Genomic DNA, 22,783 nt, shown 5'->3' with positions numbered 1-22,783 from the left:
GACCCCCGAATAGTGTTTATGCAATTTTGGCTTATTAGCCGTCCAAGCCTTTATCCGTAAGGGCCTACCAGCCACACGTCCGGTCTTTGTTTTCCTCTTCCAGATAGGTCAGAAGCGGGCCGAAATACTCAAGAATTGGCGTTGCGTCCATATCGCGCTGCCCCGTAAAAGCTTCTAGTGCATCAGGCCACGGCTTTGACGCCCCCATCTCCATCATCGCTTTGAAATTCGCGCCGACCTCTTCATTGCCGTAAATAGAGCAGCGGTGCAGTGGCCCTTCAAATCCGGCCATATCACAGGCCGCTTTGTGGAATTGGAACTGCAAAACATGGGCGAGGAAATAACGCATATAGGGCGTATTACCGGGAATATGGTATTTCGCACCGGGATCAAAAGCGTCCGTTGGGCGGTCGCCGGGGGCACGCACGCCTTGGTATTTATCGCGCAGCGCCCACCATCCTTCGTTATAGGTCGCAGGCGTGAGCTCGCCAGAAAACACTTGCCAGCGCCACTGATCAACCATCAGGCCAAAAGGCATAAAGGCCACCTTATCCATAGCTTGACGTAGCAGCAGTGATAGGTCTGCATCCGCACCGGGCACATCTTTCGGGTCTAGCAATCCGATTTGCACGAGATAATCAGGCGTAATCGACAAGGCAATCATATCACCAATGGCTTCGTGGAAGCCGTCATTGGCGCCGTCTTTGTAAAACACGGGCTGGTCTTTATAGGCGCGTTGGTAATAATTATGTCCAAGTTCGTGATGCACGGTTGAAAAATCTTCGCCGTTAATCTTGGTGCACATTTTGATGCGAATATCATCGCGGTCGTCCAAATCCCACGCTGACGCATGGCACTGCACTTCGCGGTCTTGCGGTTTTGTGATGAGAGACCGTTCCCAAAATGTCTCGGGCAGTGGTTCAAAGCCGAGTGAAGAGAAAAACGCCTCGCCTGTTTTGACCATTTTCATTTGGTCATAATCATTTTCTAATAGCAGAGCCGTCAAATCGACACCTTCTGCCGCCCCTTCTGGCTCGACGAGGTCATAAATATTGCCCCAGCTTTGCGCCCACATATTGCCCAAAAGGTCAGCCCGAATGGGTTGGTCCAAAGGCACGACGCTATCGCCATATTCTTTGTTAAGCGCGGCGCGCGCATTACAATGAAGGTGTTCATAAAGGGGTTTAATCTGTTCAAACAAACGATCTGATTCTTTAACAAAATCATCAGCGGGCATATCGTAACCGGACCGCCACAGCGCGCCTGTATCGGCAAAACCAAGCTCAGACGCGCCTTCGTTTACAATGGTGACCATTTTAGCGTAATCGGACTTCATCGGTTTTGAAACTGTGCGCCAGCCTTCCCAAACAGTTTGCAACACCTCTGGATCACGGGATTTGGCAATGATGTCGGACGCTTGACCCAAGTGAATTTTGCCTTTGGGGACTTCGGTCGTCAATGTGCCGTCACCGTCCGTATCGAGGATTTTGATGATGCGTTTGTCTTTGACATCTACAGCAAATTCGCCCGTGCCATAGGTGCTATCAAGCTTGGTCATGAGCGTTGAAAGCTTGACGGCGGCCCCTTCGGTTTCTGGTGCTGGGAAATTTGATCCCCGTTTCAGTCCGTCCATTTTGCGCTGCATATCCCCGGGCAGGGCAAGGCCGTTAAAACGCTTGGCTTTATTGGCGAGTGTGGTGGACAGCTTTGCGCCTTCTGCGCCGGCTTTGGCCGCTAACCAATTGGTATCATAATTGATGAAATTGGCGTTCACCCAATAAACGCGGGCCGCATATTCACGCAGTTCTACGATTTGTTTTTCGGCGTCTTGTAAAAATTCTCGTGCCTCTTGAACCGTGGGGGCTGACGATTTGGCAGGAGCAGCGGCTGGCGCTTGTGTCGGGGCGCTGGCCTCGACTGGGGCATTCGCCTCTGGTGCTGTGATGAGCTGGTCTTGATTACACGCAGACAGGGTCAAGGCAGCGGCCGTGGCCAAGCCCATCATAACGGCCAGATTGCTCGCTGAATTTTTCATAAATCGTTTCATTGTCACACCTTTTGCTTTGTTACGTCTTTTGGCGGTAAATCTGGATTTTTTCAAATCCTACCCCTTTGTTATAATCGTAAACATGATAGTGACACGGTCAAGCGCCATGCAGTAATCGTGATAATCAATAGCGTTTGGAACGGAAATCAACATGCCAAAAACAACGGATACGGCCAAGCCAGCGGAAAAACCTGGTCTGCTACTTGTTAACCTCGGTTCGCCCGATGCGCCGACGGCCAAAGCCACGCGCAAATATCTGTTTCAATTTTTGCATGACTGGCGTGTCATCGACACCACGCGGTGGCTCTGGTGTCCGATATTACATTTCATTATCCTGCGTATCAGACCGGCAAAATCTGCCAAAGCTTATGCGTCTATTTGGGGGCATGTTGATGACATCCCGGGCGATGAGGGGCCATTGGTGCGCATCACGCGCGCGCAAGCGCAAGGCGTCCAAGACCGCCTCGGCGATGACGTGATTGTAGACGTGGCCATGCGTTACGGTAATCCCTCCATTGGTGACGCGATGGACCGCTTAAAGGCCCAAGGCTGCACACGTATTGCTGTGCTGCCCATGTATCCGCAATTTGCGGGCGCGACGACCGCCTCTGTTTATGACGGTGTGGCCAAGGCGTTGATGAAGCGTATGGACGTGCCAGAGCTTCGGTTTTTGCGTCACTATTATGATGACCCGCGCTTTATCAAAGTGTTGGGCGATAGCCTAACAGAGCATCTGGCGACGCTGGATTGGACACCGGATGTTGTCATGACATCGTATCACGGTCTGCCGCAAAGTTATGTCGATAAAGGCGACCCCTATCAGGGCGAATGTATAGAGACGACAAACTTGCTGCGTGATTATCTGGGTATGACAGAGCAAACGCTGCAAACCACATTCCAAAGCCGTTTTGGTCCCAAAGCATGGTTGCAGCCCTATACCGACAAAACGCTAGAGGCGATGCCAAGTGAAGGCGTGAAAAAAGTTGCCGTGATGATGCCCGGCTTTTCCGCCGATTGTCTAGAGACATTAGAAGAGATCGCCATTGAAGCCCACGAAACATTTGAAGAGCATGGCGGAGAGAAATTCACCGCTGTGCCGTGCCTCAACCATAGCCCTGCGCATTTAGATTTTCTGGCTGATCTGGCGCGCGAGCGTTTGCTGCATGGCTGGTTGCCAGACACTAAGCCTGCCAAAAAGGCAAAACCCAGGACGAAGCCTAAATCAAGGGCGCGCGCATAGCGTCAAATATCGCGTCCATTGATGTGTCCGCATCCAGGATAAACGACGAGGTTAACGTAATGTCTGCTAGCGCCGCATAAGCCGCTTTACGAGATTGCAGCAGGCCGTCATAGCACGCACGGATATTATCTTGCTCGCTCATTGATGTGTCGCGGATAAATTTATCGCGCCAGACGAGCGGCTTGGGCTGGTTAAAATAATCAGATTTAAGGCGGGCCATATCGCGGTCTTCCGCCTTAATATGCACGATAAGCCACTGATTTTTTAAGCTGCGCAAGACATCGTCTTCTACATAAATCACGCTGCCTGTGGTATCCAGCAGTTGATTGCCGTCGGTCTGGCTCAAGGCTTTGCGGGTGGCTTTGGTTTCAAGGGCGATGGATTTGGCTTCACGCTCACGGTAACCTGACGAGTAGGGCTGCCCCTGCCAGCGCGCAAAATCAGCCATGGACTGTTCGCCGAGCTCTTCCCAAATCAGCTGATCGACTTCCACCAATTGAAAATCATGGCTCTTTGAGAGGCGCGACGCCGTATAGCTTTTGCCGATATTGGACATACCAATAAAGGCAATTTTCAATTTGCCCGCCGCATAATGCTCATCAAATTCTGCGCGCGTCAGCTGCATCTATTTTGGGTCCAGAGTCACAGACAAATAATCCGCGAGCGAGGATAGCTCAGGGGTCATGACATGGACACGCGGTTTTTTGCGAAAGGCCTTGGCCAGCGGTTCGGGCAGGGGCACATCTTCGCGCAGGATACGCTCGACACTATCGGCAAATTTTGCGGGATGGGCGGTGGCCACAGTAACTTTAATAAAGTCTGTTTCCACGTCATCCGCAAAGGCGTTCCCAAAAGCGTCCATGGCCAGTTGCCCAACCGTTGTATGCGGGCACATTACGTATCCAGTGCGCGCATGGTAACGGCGCATGTAACGCTCCGTTTCATCGTCCGTAAATGACGCCCCCCAACAAACGGCGGATAGCGCGTCAAAATCACCGCCAAACAAATCAACAATGCGTGGAAAGTTATTTGGACGCCCAATATCCATGGCATTGGACAGCGTGGGTTGTGAGGGCCGCGGCGTATATTCACCTGTCTTTAGGTAATCCACAAAGGGGTCATTGACGTTATGGCCAATAACAAAGCGCTCAATCGGTGCGCCCATTTTACGCGCGATCAGACCCCCTGTCAGATTACCCAGGTTCCCCGACGGGATTGAATAAACTATCCGCTTTCCAGGGTGGGCGGCTTTAATCTGAAGGCTCGACCAGAAATAATAAAAACTTTGCGGGATGACACGCCCAACATTGATTGAATTGGCGCTCATGAGGTGATGTTTGACTGACAGCGCTTGGTCGGCAAAGGCGGCTTTCACAAGGGCTTGGCAATCATCAAAAGTTCCGTCAACGCAAATCGCGTGAATGTTACATCCCTTCTTACCCATGGTCGTTAGTTGTTGTTCTTGGACTTTGCTGACCCCGCCTTTGGGATAGAGGATAAAGACATTGATGCCGTCTTGACCCAAAAAGGCGTCGCCAATCGCGCCGCCCGTATCGCCCGAGGTGGCCACCAATATTGTGCGTGTCTCTCCGCTTTTGCCCATCAAATGACTGGCGGCGCGGCCCATAAAGCGCGCGGCGAAATCTTTAAAGGCGAGGGTCGGTCCGTGAAATAGCTCTAGGAAATAATCAGACGCTATCTCTGGTGTCGCGCTATCCATGACGCGGCCCGTGCTTTCGACCAGCGGCATAGGAAAATCATAGGCATCGCGACACAGCGCGCGCAAGTCATCGTCACTAAAGCTGTCATCAACGAAATAACGCGCCAATTTTGCTGCGCAATCGGCAAAGGACATCGCCCCCATTTGTGCCGTTTGTTCTGGCGTGAAATTTGGCAGGCTATCGGGCATCCAAAGCCCGCCGTCGGGCGCAAGCGACGCCAAAAGCGCGTCTGCAAAGCTGGCTTTGACGCTATTGGTTTTTAGGGAATGATATTGCATAGAACAGGCTCTAATTTCAGATGCGGCATAATTATCCGCGACACACCTCTTAGGGAAAAATACGACCTTTGCAAGCGCGTCTTAGCCGTCTTTATGCCCCAAAAGCGATGTCCAGCCGTCGAGTGAGGGCTGCTTTTCGACCCTCAGGCCAGCCTTTGTAAAACAGGCGGCGACATCATCGGCAAGTTCGTCCAAGATTCCCGATAAGATGACTTTGCCGCCACTTGCCGTTGCCGCCACAATATCGGGCGCAAGACCCATCAACGGCCCTGCGAGGATATTGGCAAAGATGAGATCAAATTGACGACCGCTGAACACGGGGGCGTCAAAACCATCAGCTTGCGCGGCATTGATATGGGCGGCCACCCCGTTCAGTGCGGCGTTATCGGTTGTGACATCGACCGCGTCTTGGTCAATGTCGGTGGCGAGTATTTTGGTAGGGAGGTCTGGTAGCGCCTTGGCGGCTGCAATGGCGAGCGTGCCTGCGCCTGTGCCTAAGTCCAAAACCGTCTTTGGGCTCCAGCCGCTTTGCAAAAGATCATCAAAAATCAAAAGACAGCCCTTGGTCGTGCCGTGATGGCCCGTGCCAAAGGCAAGTCCTGCGTCGATTAATATGGGGAAGGGGATATCGGCTGGCACGCTGTCGCCGTCATGACTGCCGTGAACCCAAAAACGTCCCGCCGCGACAGGGGGCAGGCCCGCTTGTGATAATGATACCCAATCCTCATCAGGGGTTTGCGTGACCCTTGCCGTGATGCCCTCAGGCACAGTCAGGGCCTTTAAGGCCGCGGCTGCCTCAGCCTCAGTCGTATAAAGGGCTTCGACGCGCGAGGTCAGGTCGTCAATTTCAAAGACAGATACGGCCAGCGCTTCCATGATTTCAGAAAAACCCAAGGCTTCGGCCATGGTATAGGCCGCATCATTGGGCCCCGTCAGGGTCAGCGCATAGGGGCGCAGGGCAGAAGTGTCAGTCATGATTTATCTTCGGTCTTTGTCTAATTGCGTGCCGAGTTCGGCGGCTAGTTCTGTGGCAAGGCATCCTTGCGTGTTCAGCTTACCCATGCGCGCCCCACACAGGATATAGCGCATTAATTCGGGCTGTCCCGCATGGCCTGTATGGGCCTCTAACGGATCGGAAAACCCGTTCAGGACGGGCACAACTTTATCGGCAAATTCAAGGCGCATATCAATCACGTCAAAGCCCAGCCCGCGCACAATCGTTTCGCGACTGCGCGGATCGTCAGGGTCAGTCACACTGCCGTCAGTGCGTTGAGAGCGGTACCAAAGCTGTCGGTAAAACGGAATTAATTCATAAGTCAAAAAGTCGTTTAATTCTGACATAGCAACGATTTTAGGGCGCTCGGACGGGCTAAAATCGGGCGGCAATTCTGTGCGGGGCTTGTTTAAATCAGAGAGCGACAATAACGGAATTTGATTAGCGAGCATAAAGGTCTCGCTGCCCCGTATCATATCATCCACGGCTGTGTCGCGCCCATCCGTCATCGCCCGTCGCAGCACATCATACATGATTTTACTACCCAAGCTTTCGGTGACAAAAGCAAATTGATTGGACCGCGTTGAGGTGTTCGCGGCGAGTGTGCAGATGTTCTCAAAGGTAATCTCGCGGCCTTGACGCTCGAAATCATAGCCTGCCGCATCCAGTGACGCGCTGCATAATGCGCCCTCAACCGCCATGCGAATATCATCGCCCGCCGCTCCCAAATACATAACGGCATCAGAAATGCCGAAATTAATAAGCTCGTCTTTCAAACGGCGATTATATTTGCGGCGCAGACGCGCAATGTCTTTTGATGTGCCTTGGTCATCATCTTGGCCGACATGAGGAAATTGTAGGCTATTCCAGAAAATATCATCCCAAAACACACGGTAGAGAACGAACTCTAGCGACGGGTCAACTTCCAAGACTTGCTTGTCCATACAGACAAGTTTGTCCAGTTCTAGTGTTGACCCTGCAATAGCGGTCTCCAGCACATGCGGTATTGGGTTTTTGATATAAACATGGGGGCTGGTTTTGCCAGTTGATGGATTTTCCTTTCCACAGCTGGTCTTTATAATCTGCTCTTCCACCTCGCGCCCATAGGCGGTGGCTATCCCTGATAGAAAATCGCCCGCAAGTTGGTCCGCATCTGGATTTTCTGTCCAACCAATGCCGTGAACATAAACAATATTCACGCGGCTTTTCAGCTTTCCGGGGACAATATCAGCCAAAAATTCAAGGCCTTGGAATTGCGACGCTTCGGGCTCGACAGAGCTTAGCGCCTTCATCGGATGCACAGTCAGTGGCACCTTGCTAGTCGCGCAGCCGGTTAAGACAATCGCCAGCAGTGCTAAGGCCCCAGAGTAAATCCGCGTCAATGTCATATTATATCCCCCACAGTGTTGGCGTTAGGTCCGTTCGACAAAACTATCGAGCACCATTTTATCGCCCGCCTTTTCAAAGCTAACCGATAGCTTGGTTCCGTTGGTTTCTGTCACCGTGCCATAGCCAAATTTTTGGTGAAAAATCCGCTCGCCGACTTTGAAATTAGAAGATTTATTGGCCGCTGGGCGTTTGACCGCATGGCCCTCAATTTCTTTGGGCGCGCGGCCAAAGTTCTTATTCCGGTTTTCTTGGTAACGTTGCCAGCCAGGTGATGTGCGCTGGGATTTCGCGGCTTCAAAACTATCGGCGAAACGCGAAGCGGCTTCCATGACATAATCGGATGATTGCTTGCGCCCCGCTTGCTCGAAATAACCTGTCTCGGATTCGACCTCGACATGCTGCGGCGGTAATTCATCGATGAAACGCGACGGGATAGAGGATTGCCATGAGCCGTAAACTTGGCGATTGGCGGCAAAGTAAATCTTGGCCTGTTCGCGCGCGCGCGTGATGCCGACATAGGCCAGACGCCGTTCTTCTTCCAATCCCGCAAGGCCGTTTTCATCCATGCTTTTTTGGCTTGGGAAAATGCCTTCTTCCATACCGGGCAGGAAGACCAGCGGAAACTCTAGCCCCTTGGCAGAATGAAGGGTCATCAGGCTGACCTCGTCTTCTTTCGGCCCGCTGTCAACGTCCAGCACGAGGCTGACATGTTCCAAATAGGCGTCAAGCGTTGGAAACTCAGACATCGCTTGGATAAGTTCTTTTAGGTTCTCAAGCCGTCCTGCGGATTTGGCGTCTTTGCTGTCTTTCCACATTTGGGTGTAGCCAGACTCGTCTAAAATGCGCTCAGCAATATCGGTATGGGGCAGGGTCTCTGCCTCTTTGCGCCAACGGTCCACGTCCAAAATAAAGGCTTTGAGCGATGTCCGGGCTTTGCCGCGAATTTCGTCGGTCTTCGTGAGTTCACGCACAGCCGTCTCTAGGCTAACCCCCATAGCGCGCGCGGCGAGTTGCAGCTTTTGAATGGTTGTATTGCCAATGCCGCGCTTGGGCGTGTTGACGATACGTTCAAACGCCAGATCATCTGTGTCGGATTTTAAAACGCGCAAATATGCATGGGCATCGCGAATCTCGGCACGTTCGAAAAAGCGCGGGCCGCCAATGACCTTATAAGGCAAGCCAAGCGTGATAAAGCGTTCCTCAAAGCTGCGCATTTGCCGCGATGCCCGCACGAGGATGGCAACTTCGGAATAACGTCGTCCGTTTGATTTCCAATTTTCAATTTCGCCCGCAATGATGCGCGCCTCGGCGGGGGCGTCCCAAACGCCCATGACAGAGACTTTGTTCCCGCCTTTATCTTCGGTCCATAATGTCTTGCCAAGGCGGTCTTGGTTCGCCCGGATCAGGCCAGACGCCGCACCGAGGATATGCTCAGTCGAGCGGTAATTGCGTTCCAGCTTGACGACCTTTGCGCCGGGGAAGTCTTTTTCAAACCGCAGGATGTTGTCTACTTCTGCCCCGCGCCACCCGTATATGGATTGATCGTCGTCACCGACGACACAGATATTGCTCGACCCGCCGCTATTTTGCGCAAGCAGCCGCAGCCAGAGATATTGGCAGACGTTAGTATCTTGATACTCATCCACCAACATATAGCGAAACTTGCTATTATATTTCTTCAAAATATCAGGGTAGTTTTGAAATATCGTCAGGTTATGCAGCAGCAAATCACCAAAATCACAAGCATTAAGCTGGGTGAGGCGGGTCTGATAGGCTTTGTATAATTCACGTCCCTTGCCGTCGGCAAAGCTGTGGCTATCACCTGCGCTGATTTTATCGGGCAACAGGCCTTTGTTTTTCCAGCTGTCAATTAGGTTTGCGAGGTAACGCGCGGTCCAGCGTTTCTCGTCAATATTATGGGCCTTGATGATTTGCTTTAACAGGCGGATTTGGTCATCTGTATCAAGGATTGTGAAGCTGGATTTAAGATCGACAAGTTCGGCATGAATGCGCAGGATTTTCGCGGCAATAGAGTGAAACGTGCCCATCCACGGCATGCCTTCTACTGCGCCGCCGACAAGATCGCCAACTCGTTCTTTCATTTCCCGCGCTGCTTTATTGGTAAAGGTCACCGACAGAATTTGGCTGGGATAGGCCTGACCTTGGTTTAAAATATGCGCGAGGCGGCAGGTCAGCACCCGTGTCTTGCCCGTACCCGCGCCCGCCAGCACCAAAAGCGGCCCTTCAGTGGAGAGCACGGCGTCACGTTGTTCGGGGTTCAGACCTTCTAAATAAGCGCTGCTATCGCCGGTGTTTTGACCGGCGGGGCCACGCGCCATGGCGCGCGCGGAAATAGACGGAGTTGGGCGCGGGGGCGCGGGCTGAAAAGAATCGCTTGAAGACATAAACGGAACATAAGGACAACGACACGGCTTGGCTATGGTTTGAGGGTAATTTATGTGCTATGCATAACTATGACAAAATATCTTATTGCCGCCGCCGTAATGACCGCTTTTGCGATGCCTGCAACTGCGCAGGACACGCCAAAGCCAGTGAAGCCTAAGACAGAGGCTCAAACGTTTAGCAATGCAAAGCCCAAAGCCAAGCCAAAGGCCCCGCTTGATATTGAAGCCTTTTTCAAAGAGGGCGAGGCGCAAGCTCGCGATATGCCTGAAGGGTGTAAGCCTAAGGTCGAACCAGAGCTTAGCAAGCCCGTCGCTTAAGGCTTAGACGTTTAGGTAAGCGTCAGGGTGGTCTTCGGGGCGGCGCCAAAACGGCTTCTCAAAGCTCATTAATTTGGCCGATGTCGCAACAAACATCACCCAACTAATATCGTTTTGCATCAAGATAGAGCTTTCCGATAGCGAGAAGCCAATAAACATCAGCGTCGATAGGACAACCCAGTACGTCTCTGTCCCGCCGCGTGCAATGCGGTCGAGCATCAGCACGACAATAAATAGCAAGTGAGTTGCGAAAATCCCCACGGCAATAATCCCGCCCGCAAGCCATAAATCCATCCAGCCTTGGTGCGCGGACGGCACGCCCCATTCCAGCGAAAATCGCACATAATAGCTTGGCCCCAGCGGGTCGAGCCAAAACGCGCCGTAGCCATAACCCAGTAACCATTCTTGGCGAATACTGCGGGCGATAGCGGCCCAAATATCAGTCCGCCCCGTAAATGTCGGGTCTTTGCCAATAAGCCCAAACATAAAATCAGGCGCGAGTGTCATGGCCGCAGTAAAACCACCGATTACGACAACAAGGAAGAATACGAGCGGCACGCGCAGAAACCGAAAGCGGCGGAAAATATAAAGGGCGGTGAAAATACCGATGGCGGCCGTTGAAATCAATAGCGCGGTCTTTGACGTGGACATTAAAACCAGACCAAAACTTAGCAAACCAGCGGGTAGCCATATCCACCAGCGATCCGGGCGCATCGCAAAAGCGCACATCATGGCAATCAGACCTTTGGTCATCATGCCGCCCATATAGTTTTTTTCCACCCATGGTCCGCGCCATGCACCGGGATGAATCTCGTTCATAATGCCGCGGGCAGGGTCCGTTATAACCACGGCAATAGAGACGAAACATAAAATCATATAGGTGAGCGCGATACGCTGCACCATTTCTGACCATGTAAAGCGCGCCGCAAATACAAGCCCCGCCATGGTCGTAATCATCAAGGCCACAGAACGCCGCATGGTGACGCCAAAATCAACAGACCAGAATATAGAAATCCCGCACCACAGCACACAGAGCACGAGGATAGGACTAAACACCGTCATGCGGAAAAATCCGGGAAAGGTCCGCAAAACAAGGGCCAGCACAACACAATAGACAGGATACCATGCCAAACGCGCCATCGGGTTTTCTTGGTCAAGATTGCCAAGGTCGGTAAATAACAACGCAATGACCGCGCCAGAGAAAAACAGCAGCAAAACGATATAAAGCGCGCTCTCGGCGAAATTAAACGCAGTGATAACGGCTTTGTCGCGCTCTAGCTCTCCGCTGCGATTATAAGGAATAGAGACCATAAACCTGCCTAAGACGGGACAGAATCACCCGCGTATTGGCAAGATTTATGGCCTGTAGCCCGTTAAGATTGCCTTAACTATGGCTCTAATTTGACCCTGTTATACGTACAAGTGGTGGCGAGGCCGTGACCACTTTGTTTGAAACCTTTCCCCCGCGCAGCGCGTAACACTTTCATGACAACTTACATTATCGCCTATATCGGAACCCTTATTGCTTTTTTCGCGCTGGATATGGCGTGGCTGGCGGGGGTTGCGCGGAAGTTTTATGCTAATCAATTGGGGCGGATGATGAAAATCCGCTGGGGTTGGGCGATCATTTTTTACCTGATTTACATTGGTGGTATTGTGTTTTTTGCGGTCAAGCCGGGTTTGGAAGAGCAAAGCCTGATGACGGCGGCCATAATGGGCGGGCTGTTCGGGTTTTTCTGCTACGCGACCTATGATTTAACCAATCTGGCGACGCTGCGCGATTGGCCAGAGAAAATGGCCTTTGTTGATATTCCTTGGGGTGTTTTCCTGACGGCATCATGCGCGGTGTTTGGGACGTGGGTTACGCTAACTTTTACCTAAATGCCGCTCACCTTGCCGCTTGAAAGCGCGCGCGCCAGCGTCTACATAGGCTGCAGGCTTAATTAGGACATTCTCATGGCTCTTGGACCTTGGCAAATTTTACTTGTACTCGCGCTTGTCGTGCTGCTCTTCGGCGGTAAAGGCAAGATCAGCTCTATTATGGGCGACATGGGTAAGGGTATCACCTCCTTTAAGAAGGGCCTCAAAGACGGCGCAGAGACGGCGACGGATAAAGCTGATGACGCGATTAACGTCACCCCGCCCAAAGATATTAAGCCAGACGCCAAAGCCGATAAGAAGACCAAATAGGCCGCTCCTTCGTCCCGTAGCCCCGATCAGGTGGATCAATGTTACCGCAAATCGGATTCGCAGAAATGTTGGTATTGGCGCTGATTGCGATTATCGTGGTCGGGCCCAAAGACCTGCCTGTGATGATGCGTAAAATGGGCGCTGCCATGGCCAAAGTCCGCGCCATGGGACAAGAATTCAAAGACGCATTTGCCGATATGGAAGCCGAGACGGAAATGGCGGAGCTGCGCAAAGAAATCGCAGCGCTCAAAGATATGGGCAAGCTGGAAAACCTATCAGACGAAGCCTTTGCCGAGGATATGCGCAGCCTTGATGATGACATCCGCAGTGCCACGGAAATGTCCAATCCCAAAACGCCCGATACCCCAACGGAAACGCCAAAGCCAGATAGCGCGTCATGACCAAAGGTATTGAAGGTGATATCGACGAGGTTGACGCGTCCAAAGCGCCGTTATTGGAGCACCTCATAGAGCTTCGCGCGCGGCTGATAAAATCCGTGCTAGCACTGGTCATTGGGGCTATCGCTTGTATTCCGTTTCTGCCGCAGATCCTCGCCTTTTTGCTTAGCCCGTTTCGGGGCGCGGTGGCGAAATATAACGCCGCCCAGATTGAGCTCGGCAACAACCCCATCGCAACTGACCTGATCGCGACGCAAATCCTTGAGACGTTTTTCGTCAATGTAAAACTGGCGGTTTTTGGCGGGATCATCCTCGCCTTTCCGGTGATTGCGTTTCAAGTTTACCGCTTTGTTGCACCGGGGCTGTATAAACATGAACGCGGGGCGTTTCTGCCTTATCTTATCCTTTCGCCGCTTTTGTTTTCGCTAGGTGCGGCGTTGGTTTTCTATTATGTCTTTCCTTATGTGTTGTCTTTCGGGCTGAATGTCGCGGGCAGTGGGGATATCTCGCTACTGCCCAAAATCTCTGAATATTTATCCCTCGCTATGACCTTGTTCATTGCCTTTGGCCTGTCGTTTCAATTGCCTGTTGTGCTGTCGCTTTTGGGGCGGGCCGGGATTGTCAATTCGGCAGGACTTAAGAAGGGTCGCCGCTATGCCGTGGTCGGTATTGCCGCCTTTGCCGCCTTTGTGACGCCGCCCGACCCCATGACGCAAATCGTGCTGGGTGGCGCGATTTATCTGCTCTATGAAATTTCGATTATTTCCGTGCGCTTGATAGAGAAGAAAGCGGACGAGGGGGACGCGGACGAGGTAAAATCCGCGTAACGTCATACCGCCGGGGACGCAGTCCACTCGGTATCTAAGTTATTCATTATCCATGTCGCTCATTATCAATCGAAAGCGGTGTCTGCCGTAACAGTTTGAGATGGGTTCCGGGCGCCCCCACGCTTCGCTTACAGGGTCGCGTCGGAATGACGAGGATTTAACACCTGTCACCCAACCCCCATTTAGTCTTTACCCCTACACGCCATGCCGCTAAGACGGGCGAAATTCAAAACTGAGACCCCGCCATGCACGATATCAAAGCCATTCGCGAAAACCCTGACATGTTTGACGCCCTTTGGGCCAAGCGCGGCCTGCCTGGGGATGGAAAGCCGCCACTGTCTAAAGAGATACTCGAAAAAGACGCGCTCATCCGTAAGTGTAAAAACATGCAGCAAGAGGCCGAAGCCGCGCGCAATAAAAGCTCCAAGCTTATCGGTATGGCCATGGGCAAGGGTGACAAGGAAGAAGCCGAACGCCTAAAGACCGAAGTCGCAGGCGCGAAAAACGTCATCGCCGCCTTGGGTGTGCAGCTAGAGTCAGAGCAGGCGATATTAGACGCGCTTTTGGCGGGCACGCCCAATATCCCGTTTGAAGATGTGCCGAACGGCGAGAGTGAGGACGATAATGTCGAGCTTCGTAAGGTCGGCACACCGCGCAGCTTTGACTTTGAGGTCAAGGGCCATGATGAGCTGGGCGAAGCCCTACAAAGCCCCATCGGCAGCCAAATGGATTTTGAAACCGCCGCCAAAATGAGCGGCTCACGCTTTGTTGTGCTCAGCGGGATGCTCTCACGGCTAGACCGCGCGCTGGCCGCCTTCATGCTGGACTTGCAAACGGAAGAGCACGGTTATGTGGAGTGTAGCCCGCCTTATTTGGTGCGGCCAGACGCATTATTTGGAACAGGGCAGCTACCAAAATTTGCTCAAGATTTATTTGTGGTGACCAATTATGATAAGGACGCCATTATCAAAGCGTATGGTGAAGCTGGAATTCTGGCTGCTCAGGAGGTTGAGGCTGAAGTAAAGCAGAAAATGCCTGAGTTTCAAGAAATTGAGGATTTTACCGCACGGCAAGCAGCTATTTCTGGTTATTTTGAAGAACGTAAAGCAGATGTATTGAAGAAATATACTTCACAGCTAGATGATGGAATTGCATCAAGTATGTTTAGTATTGAGACTGCACTCATCCCCACCGCCGAAGTCTCGCTCACTAACACCGTGCGCGAGAGCATCCTTGACGCTGACACCTTGCCGCGCCGTATGACGGCACATACGCCGTGCTTCCGTTCTGAGGCCGGAAGTGCAGGGCGCGATACCAAGGGGATGATACGGCAGCACCAATTTAACAAAGTCGAGCTTGTCTCTATCACGAAGCCCGAAGATAGCGAGGCCGAGCATTTGCGGATGCTCGATTGTGCAGAAAATGTGCTGAAAAAATTAGAGCTACCCTACCGCGTGGTCGAGCTTTGTACGGGTGATTTGGGCTTCGGTGCGCGCCGCACCTATGACATTGAAGTCTGGCTACCGAGCCAAGACACGTACCGCGAGATTAGCTCCATTTCCAATTGCGGCGATTTCCAAGCCCGCCGCATGAATGCACGCTATAAATTTGCGCCAAAAGACAACCGTTTTGTCCATACGCTAAACGGGTCGGGTCTGGCCGTGGGGCGGACATTGGTCGCTGTGCTGGAAAATTACCAAAATGCAGACGGGACGATTACTGTGCCTGACGTGCTTGTGCCCTATATGGGCGGCAAGACGGTGATTAATTAAGACTGCCTTCTTGATGAGGGGGACCGGAAAGGTCGCAACATGAGAATACTTTTGACCAATGATGATGGTGTCCGTGCGCCTGGCATGGCCGTGCTGCGCCGTATCGCGGCAGAGCTGTCTGACGATGTTTGGGTGGTCGCGCCCGACACGGAAATGTCAGCGGCGTCGCGGGGGGTGTCTTTGCATTCGCCCGTCATGGCAAAGAAATTGGAGAGCCAAGTTTACGCCGTGACTGGCACGCCAACGGATAGTGTGATTGTGGCGTTAAAAGATATCCTTGCCGACGGGCCGCCTGACCTTGTTTTGTCGGGGGTGAACCGGGGGCAGAACTTGGCCGAGGACGTGACGTTTAGCGGGACAATTGCAGGTGCCTTGCAAGGCATGCAAATGGGGATTCCGTCAATTGCGCTGTCCCTTGCGCGCGGATTTCAAGGCGCGCGTAGCCTGCCGTGGGAAACCGCCGAAACGCATGGTCCGAAACTGATAAAGCGTTTAATATCAAATGGCTGGCCGCATAACGTCATCTTGTCGATTAACTTCCCTGATACCCCCGTAGACGGCGTCAAAGGCGTGCAAATCACCCGCCAGGGCCACCGTGATTTTCAAATGACGGGCGTTGATAAACGCGACCATCCGCGCGGCGGAAATTATTTCTGGCTGACATATGGCGCTGCGAAATCAAACCCGCCCGCGGGCACAGACTTGCGCGCAATTTATGACGGCTATATTTCGGTGACGCCGCTACATACGGATCTGACGCATCTGGATACGTTAAACGATTTATCGGAAAGCTTTGAGGGTTAAGCCCCGTGTTCGACCCAGAACGCATCGACATGATTATGGCTTTGCGTGGGCGGGGCATATCGGATAATAGCGTGTTGCGCGGGATGGAATTAATTGCGCGCAAAATCTTTGTGCCAGAGGCGCTGCGCGACAAAGCTTACGGGGACCAATCCCTACCGATTGAGTGCGGGCAGTCCATCAGCGCGCCGTTTCACATCGCCATGATGACGCAAGTGCTGGAGTTGTCCAAAGAGCATAAGCTGCTCGAAATTGGGCTTGGCTCTGGCTATCACGCGGCGGTCATGTCGCGCACAGTCACCCGCGTCTATGCGGTGGAGCGTTACAATAGCTTAATTGACAGTGCAGAGGCGCGGTTCAAGCTGGCGGGCGTGCATAATGTTGTCAGCCGCCACGGAGACGGGCGTTACGGCTGGCCCGGCCAAGCGCCCTTTGACCGCATCATGCTAAGCTGCGGCGTGCGGGCTGTGCCTGATATGCTGCTTGACCAACTTGCGCCAAATGGTGTCTTGGTCGGCTCTGTAGACGGGCAGCTTACCGTCGTGCGCAAAGCCCGGGTGCGGATGGAGACACAAACCATCATGCCACTGACGCTGCCGATGATTGAAGCGGGCAAAAGTAAGACGCTTTAAATCCTACTCTTTGTAAACGCTTTTATAACGAAGAATTAACCCTGTTCGTTCATCTTGCGGGTGAAATACACCACAGGAGGGCATTATGGCCTGTTTGAAAACATTACTAGGGCTATCAACGGCCTTGATTATAGCGGCGGGCGCATCAGCGCAGACTAACACGGTCGTAGAACCCGCGACGCAGTTTGATAACAATGTTGTGCGCGCACAATTTATCAAGCCGGGCGACGTTAGCCCCGAAGAATATCAAGCTCTGCTGGATGAGGCCGATAAAATCCGCGCGTTTCAAAACAGTCGCAATAACTATGGCCAGGGCGCCTATACTGGGATTAGCCAAGCAACAACCGCGCAAACAAGCGGTAGCCAGTTCGTGACAGACAGCCACGGTTACCAGATTGAATTGTTTGAAGCTCCTGTGACGACTGTGCAGACAATGCCAATCAACCAACCTGTGCCTGTGACGACACGCAGTGCGGTTCCTGCGGGTACAGTGATTGCGGCCACGACGCCGTCCATCACCTACCGCGCGCCTATCATGTCAAAAACACAGGCCAGCCATTATGTTGTGAAGGGCGATACGCTCTATAACATTGCCAAACGCAATAATGTCACGGTCAGCGCGCTAAAAGCCGCCAATGGCATGACAAATAATACGCTAAAGCTTGGTCAAACGATTAACTTGCCGAGCCAAACTGTTGTCACGACAGAGACTTTTACGGCACCTGTCACAACAGCGTCTAATATCTCTGTAACGCAGCCGGCGGCTACACCGCGTAGCACGACATTAGTGCGTAATGTAGAGCCTATCCCCACATCCAATATCTATGCGGTGCTGCCTAAAGATACGCTTTACGGTATTTCGCGCCGTGCCTGTGTCAGTGTTGGCGACATTACGGCGATTAATAACATTGGCGATGCCGCTGCCATTTCACCCGGACAGCGTATCACGCTGCCTGCCGGTCACTGTTTGAAGTAAAGCAACCCCAAACGCTTTCCTTTCATAAAGGCGGCATGGCAACATGTCGCCTTTTGTGTGCGGCAACCCCAGACTGAACCGGCCCGTGGGCGTCGTTTTTTGCATGTTAATCACGTCAAATCGTTGCAATCACGCGCTTGCACTCTATATAGGCACAAACAAGCTTTGCGTATCGGGCCATAGCCAAGACTGCGCCACATCCATATCGGGGATCATATGTTAAATATCGTCATGCAAACCGCACCAGCACCGGGTGCAGGCTCGCTTATCGCGCAAATCTTTCCGCTGATTTTAATCGGTTTTATCTTTTACTTCCTAATTTTTCGTCCGCAAAACCAACGCATTAAAAAGCACCGGGCTTTGCTCGAATCCATCGTGCGCGGGGATACGATTGTGACAAGTGGCGGCCTGATTGGGAAAGTTGTCAAAGCAACAGATGACGAGCTGGTCGTTGACCTCGGTGAAGGCACCAAAGTTAAATGCGTCCGTACAATGGTTGCCGATGTGCGCGGCCGTCCAGAGCCTGCCAATGATGCGCCCGCCAAGAAAAAGACAAAAAAATAAAACGAATTGCGCGGGCTTGTCCTGCGCTTTTTTCATAATGGGCCACCGCCCACAGTATGACTGAATAGGCTTGCTATGCTTTATTTCTCTAAATGGAAAACGCTCGGTATTATCGCCGCCGTTTTGTTTGGCTTTTTGCTGGCGCTGCCCAATGGAGTTAGCTCTGATGTGCGCGAGAAGTTCCCAGAGTCGATGCAGCGTACTGTTAATCTGGGCCTCGATTTGCAGGGCGGCGCGCATATGCTGCTGGAGGTCGACTTGACCAGCGTTTTGGAACAAGCGCTGGATAATGAGCTTGAAGCCGTGCGGTCTGCCTTTCGTGATGCTGAGCGCCTACAAACTGAATATTTGCGCGTTGAGAACGGGGCCGTTGTGGGCCGTATTCGCAAAGCCGAGGACGTTGAACGCGCAATGGGCATCCTAAACGACCTATCCGAAGCTATTGATCCTACGGCGTTGGGGTCTGAGAAAACCACCCGCGTTGAAAAAGTTGGCGAGCGTGATTTCAAAGTCACTATTACAGAGGCCAATATTGAGGCCATTCAAAAGCGCACGATTGAGCAATCAATTGAGGTGCTACGCCGACGGATTGACCCGACTGGTACGACGGAAATGACACTGGCCCGCGAAGGCGATGACCGTATCTTACTTCAAGTTCCCGGTGCGAAAAATGTGGGAGATATCAAGTCCCGGATTAACCAGACCGCGAACTTGTCCTTTCATATGGTGCGCGAAGAAAGCAATTCTGAACGCGCGATGCAGCTTGCCGCTCAAGGTAAACTACCCCCCGGTGCCGTGTACTATTTGCAACAAGACAGCCCTAGCGGACTGATTATACAAAAGCGTACGCAAATTACGGGTGAGTGCTTAAAAAACAGCTCTGAAGGTCTACACCCTACAGGCGGTTATCCGATTGTAAACTTTAGCTTTAATATCAAATGCGCAAAAATCTTTGGCGAATTGACTTCCCGTAATTTGGGTAAGCGCTTTGCGGTGGTGCTAGATAAAGAGATCATCACCGCCCCGCGTATTAATGGTGCCATCACAGGCGGTTCTGGTTTCATCGAGGGTAGCTTTACCTTGGATAGCGCGCGGGAATTATCACTGCTGCTAAATGCTGGTGCCCTGCCAGCGAAATTGATTATCGTCGAAGAACGCACTGTGTCAGCGGAACTGGGTAATGACAGTATTAACGCGGGTAAGATTGCCTCTATCTTGGGCCTTATTGGCGTAGCCATATTTATGTGGATGTCTTACGGGCTTCGTTTCGGGACAATCGCGAACCTGGCGCTGACTATTAATATCATGCTGATTGCAGCGGCGCTGTCGTTGCTGGGTGCGACGCTGACCTTGCCAGGGATTGCAGGGATTATCTTGACGATTGGTATGGCGGTGGATGCCAATGTGCTCATCTTTGAGCGGATACGTGAGGAAGCTCATAATGGCCGTCCGCCCGTCAACGCGATTGAAACGGGTTACCGTCTGTCCCTTGCGCCAATTTTGGATGCCAACATCACAACACTCATTGCGGCGGTAACGCTTTACTTCGTCGGTTCTGGTCCTATTCGCGGCTTTGCGGTGACCCTTGCCATTGGGATTGTGATGTCAGTCTTTACGGCCGTTGTTGTGGCCCGCTTGATGACGGCGACATGGCTTCGGTCGCGCCGTCCCAAAAAATTGCCGATTTAGGAGGCTCCCATGAAAGATATCTCTCTCGTTCGGTTCCTTCCCAAAGAACCCAAAATCCCCTTTATCAAAGGCCGCACAATTGCGGCGATTTTATCCACGCTTGCCATGATTGCGTCAGTCTATCTGTTTGCGACGAAGGGTCTGAATTACGGTATTGATTTCACAGGTGGTACTGTCATTGAAATCGACACGGGCGCGGATCCTGAACCCGATAAAATTCGCGCGACACTGGCTGAGCTTGGCTTTGGTGGCGGCACAGTGCAAAATATCGCCCCGCCGCCCGATAGCGGCGTTGACCATGATTATGTGCGTGTCGGAATACCCTTGCAGCCTGAGACAGAAGAAACGGGGGCGACAGCACAGCAGGACGCCCTAAATGCCGTTATAGCGGGACTGAAAGACAGTATTGGCGAATTTAACATCCGCAACCAAGACGTTGTCGGCTCCAAAGTCTCTGGCGAACTGCGAGAGAAGGGGATACTCTCTATCGTGCTCGCGCTGACGATGGTGCTGCTCTATATTTGGTTCCGTTTTGAATGGCAATTTGGCGCGGGCGCCGTGGCGGCGCTGTTTCACGATGTTATCTTGACCATTGGTGTCTTTAGTCTCACGCAGATTGAATTTAACCTGTCTATTATTGCGGCTATTCTGACCATTGTGGGTTACTCGCTGAATGATACGGTTATTGTATATGACCGTATTCGCGAAAATCTGCGTAAGTTTAAAAAGATGCCGCTGCCCGAAGTTTTAAACCTGTCCATTAATGACACGCTGTCACGCACAATCCTGACATCGATGACGACGCTGCTCGCTTTGACTGCGCTATATTTCCTGGGTGGTGACGGCCTGCGCGGCTTCTCATTCGCGATGATCTGGGGTGTATTGGTCGGGACCTATTCATCTATCTTTGTCGCCTCGCCATTGCTGCTCATCCTAAAGCTAAAGCGCGGCGGGAAAATATCTGGCGAAGTGCCTGCGGAAGTTTAAAGGATAGTGTTCCTTCGCTTCCCTTTTTTCACGCATAAAAAAACCCGCTTTAATCAGCGGGTTTTTCTTAAGTCGTGAGGGCTCTTAAGCCATGTTCTGCTCGGCAAATTCCCAATTCACCAGATTTTCCAAAAAGCTATTCATATAGTTTGGACGTGAATTTTGATAATCCAAATAATAGGCATGTTCCCAAACATCCATCGTCATAAGCGGTGTGACGGATGTGTCGGTTACAGGTGTTTCAGCGTTAGCCGTATTCATGACGTCGAGCGAGCCGTCTTCTTTTTGCACGAGCCATGCCCAGCCTGACCCGAACTGTCCGCCGCCTTTGGCTTTGAAGGCCTCGACAAATTTGTCATAGCTGCCGAAGGAGGCATCAATCGCTTTGCCGATTTTGCCTGACGGTTTGCCGCCACCATTAGGGGCCATAGAGTGCCAGTAAAATGTATGGTTCCACACTTGGGCGGCATTGTTGAACATGCCTTGGCGTTCTTTCTTGCCCGCGGTGTTGCGCACAATAGAGACTAAGCTATCATCGGCGAAATCAGTGCCTTTGACCATATCATTGAGTTTGTTAACATAGGCTTGGTGGTGTTTGCCGTAGTGATAGTTTAGCGTGTTCTCGCTAATATGAGGGGCAAGCGCATCGCGCGCATAGGGTAGGTCTGGTAATTCAATAGCCATGTTATCTCTCCGGTTGTAAGGTTAGGTATAATTAAGGACAAAGCCGTCCCGTTGTAAAGACTACGATATAGATGGGCGTTTAGTTCCGAATTGAAAGGTCTAATTAAAAATATGTTGCCGGACACCGTCATCGCCAATGTCAAATCTGTGGATCCCGATCGATATCGAAGTGCAATGATTGCGCCCAAAGAGGGCCGTGCTGACTTACTCACGCTATACGCCTTTCACGCTGAACTTGCTAAAGTGCCTGAATTGGTCAGCGAGCCGATGATTGGGCAAATTCGGTATCAATGGTGGCGCGATTGTGTGGATGAGGTTTATAGCGCTGGCGTTAAGGCTGTGCGCAAGCATGAGGTTTCCACCCCCTTGGCTGAGATGTTATTACGGGTAGATATGCCGCGTTTTTGGGTTGATAGATTAATCGACGGACGTGCAAGGGACTTAGACCCCGAACCCTTTAAGACTGTGGATGTTGCCCGCGATTACGCGGCGCAGACATCAGGCGTCTTAATGCAAATGGCGGTAAAATGCCTTGGCACAGAGCCTGATGAGGCCGTGTTGCGCGCTGGCGAAGCCTGGGGTCTGACGGGGCTGGCGCGGGCGTGGGGTTATTATAAGGACGGCATATTATCAGAACTGGATTACGACCAGATTTGCGAGGCGGCGCGGGATGCCCATAAGGATGCGAAAGCTGGCTTGAAGACCTTGCCCGCTAGCGCCTTTCCGGGGGTGGCTTACGCCGCGCTTGTGCCTAAATTCCTCGCAAAATTAACGCATTCGGGCCACGACCCCGCCACAGATACGGTCAATTACGGGCCATTATCAAAGCGACTAACATTAATGGGTGCGGTTATGCGCGGAAATATTTAGA

22 protein-coding genes are annotated in these 22,783 nt (G+C 52.2%); 14 read left to right on the top strand and 8 right to left on the bottom strand.

The window, feature by feature from the left end; all coding sequences use genetic code 11:
- Positions 1 to 64 precede the first annotated feature (64 nt).
- Positions 65 to 2,047, bottom strand: a complete 1,983-nt coding sequence (locus AB6B37_RS09385) for a M2 family metallopeptidase (protein ID WP_371395513.1) — start codon at positions 2,045 to 2,047, stop codon at positions 65 to 67.
- Between the two features lie 151 nt (positions 2,048 to 2,198).
- Between AB6B37_RS09385 and hemH the strand changes: the two genes are divergently transcribed.
- Entirely contained in the window at positions 2,199 to 3,287 is a 1,089-nt protein-coding gene (gene hemH, locus AB6B37_RS09380) for a ferrochelatase (RefSeq protein ID WP_371395512.1), read from the top strand.
- On the opposite strand, the gene AB6B37_RS09375 is transcribed toward hemH, so the two are convergent.
- The 5 genes from AB6B37_RS09375 to AB6B37_RS09355 form a co-directional block, all read right to left on the bottom strand.
- A complete protein-coding gene (locus AB6B37_RS09375; RefSeq protein ID WP_371395511.1) occupies positions 3,265 to 3,912 on the bottom strand; it encodes a shikimate kinase in 648 nt (215 codons plus the stop codon). The two genes, hemH and AB6B37_RS09375, sit on opposite strands and share 23 nt — an antisense overlap.
- Positions 3,913 to 5,286: a threonine synthase gene (thrC, locus tag AB6B37_RS09370; RefSeq protein ID WP_371395510.1), complete on the bottom strand. Its 1,374-nt coding sequence runs from the start codon at positions 5,284 to 5,286 to the stop codon at positions 3,913 to 3,915.
- An 81-nt stretch (positions 5,287 to 5,367) separates the two neighbouring features.
- The gene (locus tag AB6B37_RS09365; RefSeq protein ID WP_371395509.1) at positions 5,368 to 6,261 is read right to left on the bottom strand and encodes a 50S ribosomal protein L11 methyltransferase; all 894 of its coding nucleotides are present in this window, start codon (positions 6,259 to 6,261) and stop codon (positions 5,368 to 5,370) included.
- 3 nt (positions 6,262 to 6,264) lie between these two features.
- Positions 6,265 to 7,668, bottom strand: a complete 1,404-nt coding sequence (locus AB6B37_RS09360) for a hypothetical protein (protein ID WP_371395508.1) — start codon at positions 7,666 to 7,668, stop codon at positions 6,265 to 6,267.
- 24 nt (positions 7,669 to 7,692) lie between these two features.
- On the bottom strand, positions 7,693 to 10,008 hold the full coding sequence (locus AB6B37_RS09355) for an ATP-dependent helicase (protein WP_371395507.1): 2,316 nt from the start codon (positions 10,006 to 10,008) through the stop codon (positions 7,693 to 7,695).
- Between the two features lie 135 nt (positions 10,009 to 10,143).
- Between AB6B37_RS09355 and AB6B37_RS09350 the strand changes: the two genes are divergently transcribed.
- Positions 10,144 to 10,392 (top strand): hypothetical protein, encoded by a 249-nt coding sequence (locus AB6B37_RS09350; protein ID WP_371395506.1) that lies wholly within the window; start codon positions 10,144 to 10,146, stop codon positions 10,390 to 10,392.
- Between the two features lie 3 nt (positions 10,393 to 10,395).
- Here the strand turns inward: AB6B37_RS09350 and AB6B37_RS09345 are convergent, their stop codons facing one another.
- Positions 10,396 to 11,703, bottom strand: a complete 1,308-nt coding sequence (locus AB6B37_RS09345; RefSeq protein ID WP_371395505.1) for an O-antigen ligase family protein — start codon at positions 11,701 to 11,703, stop codon at positions 10,396 to 10,398.
- A gap of 174 nt (positions 11,704 to 11,877) precedes the next feature.
- Here AB6B37_RS09345 and AB6B37_RS09340 point away from each other — a divergent pair, with 174 nt between their 5' ends.
- The 11 genes from AB6B37_RS09340 to secF all read left to right on the top strand — a co-directional run bounded on the left by AB6B37_RS09340 (position 11,878) and on the right by secF (position 21,228).
- Positions 11,878 to 12,273, top strand: coding sequence for a DUF2177 family protein (locus tag AB6B37_RS09340; protein ID WP_371395504.1), 396 nt, complete (start codon positions 11,878 to 11,880; stop codon positions 12,271 to 12,273).
- Between the two features lie 75 nt (positions 12,274 to 12,348).
- Entirely contained in the window at positions 12,349 to 12,582 is a 234-nt protein-coding gene (locus AB6B37_RS09335) for a twin-arginine translocase TatA/TatE family subunit (protein WP_371395503.1), read from the top strand.
- 38 nt (positions 12,583 to 12,620) lie between these two features.
- Positions 12,621 to 12,983, top strand: coding sequence for a Sec-independent protein translocase protein TatB (tatB, locus tag AB6B37_RS09330; protein WP_371395502.1), 363 nt, complete (start codon positions 12,621 to 12,623; stop codon positions 12,981 to 12,983).
- Positions 12,984 to 12,991: 8 nt separating this feature from the next.
- Positions 12,992 to 13,807 (top strand): twin-arginine translocase subunit TatC, encoded by an 816-nt coding sequence (gene tatC, locus AB6B37_RS09325; protein WP_371398441.1) that lies wholly within the window; start codon positions 12,992 to 12,994, stop codon positions 13,805 to 13,807.
- Between the two features lie 245 nt (positions 13,808 to 14,052).
- The gene (gene serS, locus AB6B37_RS09320; protein WP_371395501.1) at positions 14,053 to 15,579 is read left to right on the top strand and encodes a serine--tRNA ligase; all 1,527 of its coding nucleotides are present in this window, start codon (positions 14,053 to 14,055) and stop codon (positions 15,577 to 15,579) included.
- 39 nt (positions 15,580 to 15,618) lie between these two features.
- Positions 15,619 to 16,383: a 5'/3'-nucleotidase SurE gene (surE, locus tag AB6B37_RS09315; RefSeq protein WP_371395500.1), complete on the top strand. Its 765-nt coding sequence runs from the start codon at positions 15,619 to 15,621 to the stop codon at positions 16,381 to 16,383.
- A 5-nt stretch (positions 16,384 to 16,388) separates the two neighbouring features.
- Positions 16,389 to 17,012, top strand: a complete 624-nt coding sequence (locus tag AB6B37_RS09310; RefSeq protein WP_371395499.1) for a protein-L-isoaspartate(D-aspartate) O-methyltransferase — start codon at positions 16,389 to 16,391, stop codon at positions 17,010 to 17,012.
- An 85-nt stretch (positions 17,013 to 17,097) separates the two neighbouring features.
- A complete protein-coding gene (locus AB6B37_RS09305; protein WP_371395498.1) occupies positions 17,098 to 17,988 on the top strand; it encodes a LysM peptidoglycan-binding domain-containing protein in 891 nt (296 codons plus the stop codon).
- Between the two features lie 216 nt (positions 17,989 to 18,204).
- A complete protein-coding gene (gene yajC, locus AB6B37_RS09300) occupies positions 18,205 to 18,552 on the top strand; it encodes a preprotein translocase subunit YajC (protein WP_371395497.1) in 348 nt (115 codons plus the stop codon).
- A gap of 75 nt (positions 18,553 to 18,627) precedes the next feature.
- A complete protein-coding gene (gene secD, locus AB6B37_RS09295) occupies positions 18,628 to 20,241 on the top strand; it encodes a protein translocase subunit SecD (protein ID WP_371395496.1) in 1,614 nt (537 codons plus the stop codon).
- A gap of 9 nt (positions 20,242 to 20,250) precedes the next feature.
- Positions 20,251 to 21,228: a protein translocase subunit SecF gene (gene secF / locus AB6B37_RS09290; protein ID WP_371395495.1), complete on the top strand. Its 978-nt coding sequence runs from the start codon at positions 20,251 to 20,253 to the stop codon at positions 21,226 to 21,228.
- An 84-nt stretch (positions 21,229 to 21,312) separates the two neighbouring features.
- Here the strand turns inward: secF and AB6B37_RS09285 are convergent, their stop codons facing one another.
- Positions 21,313 to 21,912 carry a superoxide dismutase gene (locus tag AB6B37_RS09285; RefSeq protein ID WP_371395494.1) on the bottom strand — a complete coding sequence of 200 codons (600 nt, stop codon included), beginning with the start codon at positions 21,910 to 21,912 and terminating at the stop codon, positions 21,313 to 21,315.
- A gap of 111 nt (positions 21,913 to 22,023) precedes the next feature.
- On the opposite strand from AB6B37_RS09285, the gene AB6B37_RS09280 reads away from it, so the two are divergent.
- Positions 22,024 to 22,782 carry a squalene/phytoene synthase family protein gene (locus AB6B37_RS09280; RefSeq protein ID WP_371395493.1) on the top strand — a complete coding sequence of 253 codons (759 nt, stop codon included), beginning with the start codon at positions 22,024 to 22,026 and terminating at the stop codon, positions 22,780 to 22,782.
- The last annotated feature ends 1 nt before the right edge of the window (position 22,783 follow it).

It is taken from the genome of Fretibacter rubidus (assembly GCF_041429785.1).
GTDB classification, from domain to species: domain Bacteria; phylum Pseudomonadota; class Alphaproteobacteria; order Caulobacterales; family Maricaulaceae; genus Fretibacter; species Fretibacter rubidus.
The sequence above is the reverse complement of the archived record's forward strand: the minus strand, read 5'-3'. Positions and strand labels throughout refer to the sequence as shown.

Bases quoted from the DNA above. Each gene is read 5' to 3' on its own strand.
- AB6B37_RS09360 (WP_371395508.1), bottom strand. From the start codon at position 7,668: ATGACATTGACGCGGATTTACTCTGGGGCCTTAGCACTGCTGGCGATT.
- AB6B37_RS09280 (WP_371395493.1), top strand. From the start codon at position 22,024: ATGTTGCCGGACACCGTCATCGCCAATGTCAAATCTGTGGATCCCGAT.
- AB6B37_RS09355 (WP_371395507.1), bottom strand. From the start codon at position 10,008: ATGGCGCGTGGCCCCGCCGGTCAAAACACCGGCGATAGCAGCGCTTAT.
- hemH (WP_371395512.1), top strand. From the start codon at position 2,199: ATGCCAAAAACAACGGATACGGCCAAGCCAGCGGAAAAACCTGGTCTG.
- surE (WP_371395500.1), top strand. From the start codon at position 15,619: ATGAGAATACTTTTGACCAATGATGATGGTGTCCGTGCGCCTGGCATG.
- yajC (WP_371395497.1), top strand. From the start codon at position 18,205: ATGTTAAATATCGTCATGCAAACCGCACCAGCACCGGGTGCAGGCTCG.
- thrC (WP_371395510.1), bottom strand. From the start codon at position 5,286: ATGCAATATCATTCCCTAAAAACCAATAGCGTCAAAGCCAGCTTTGCA.
- AB6B37_RS09340 (WP_371395504.1), top strand. From the start codon at position 11,878: ATGACAACTTACATTATCGCCTATATCGGAACCCTTATTGCTTTTTTC.
- AB6B37_RS09365 (WP_371395509.1), bottom strand. From the start codon at position 6,261: ATGACTGACACTTCTGCCCTGCGCCCCTATGCGCTGACCCTGACGGGG.
- AB6B37_RS09345 (WP_371395505.1), bottom strand. From the start codon at position 11,703: ATGGTCTCTATTCCTTATAATCGCAGCGGAGAGCTAGAGCGCGACAAA.
- AB6B37_RS09350 (WP_371395506.1), top strand. From the start codon at position 10,144: ATGACAAAATATCTTATTGCCGCCGCCGTAATGACCGCTTTTGCGATG.
- AB6B37_RS09305 (WP_371395498.1), top strand. From the start codon at position 17,098: ATGGCCTGTTTGAAAACATTACTAGGGCTATCAACGGCCTTGATTATA.
- AB6B37_RS09285 (WP_371395494.1), bottom strand. From the start codon at position 21,912: ATGGCTATTGAATTACCAGACCTACCCTATGCGCGCGATGCGCTTGCC.
- serS (WP_371395501.1), top strand. From the start codon at position 14,053: ATGCACGATATCAAAGCCATTCGCGAAAACCCTGACATGTTTGACGCC.
- AB6B37_RS09335 (WP_371395503.1), top strand. From the start codon at position 12,349: ATGGCTCTTGGACCTTGGCAAATTTTACTTGTACTCGCGCTTGTCGTG.
- secD (WP_371395496.1), top strand. From the start codon at position 18,628: ATGCTTTATTTCTCTAAATGGAAAACGCTCGGTATTATCGCCGCCGTT.
- AB6B37_RS09385 (WP_371395513.1), bottom strand. From the start codon at position 2,047: ATGAAACGATTTATGAAAAATTCAGCGAGCAATCTGGCCGTTATGATG.
- tatB (WP_371395502.1), top strand. From the start codon at position 12,621: ATGTTACCGCAAATCGGATTCGCAGAAATGTTGGTATTGGCGCTGATT.
- AB6B37_RS09375 (WP_371395511.1), bottom strand. From the start codon at position 3,912: ATGCAGCTGACGCGCGCAGAATTTGATGAGCATTATGCGGCGGGCAAA.
- secF (WP_371395495.1), top strand. From the start codon at position 20,251: ATGAAAGATATCTCTCTCGTTCGGTTCCTTCCCAAAGAACCCAAAATC.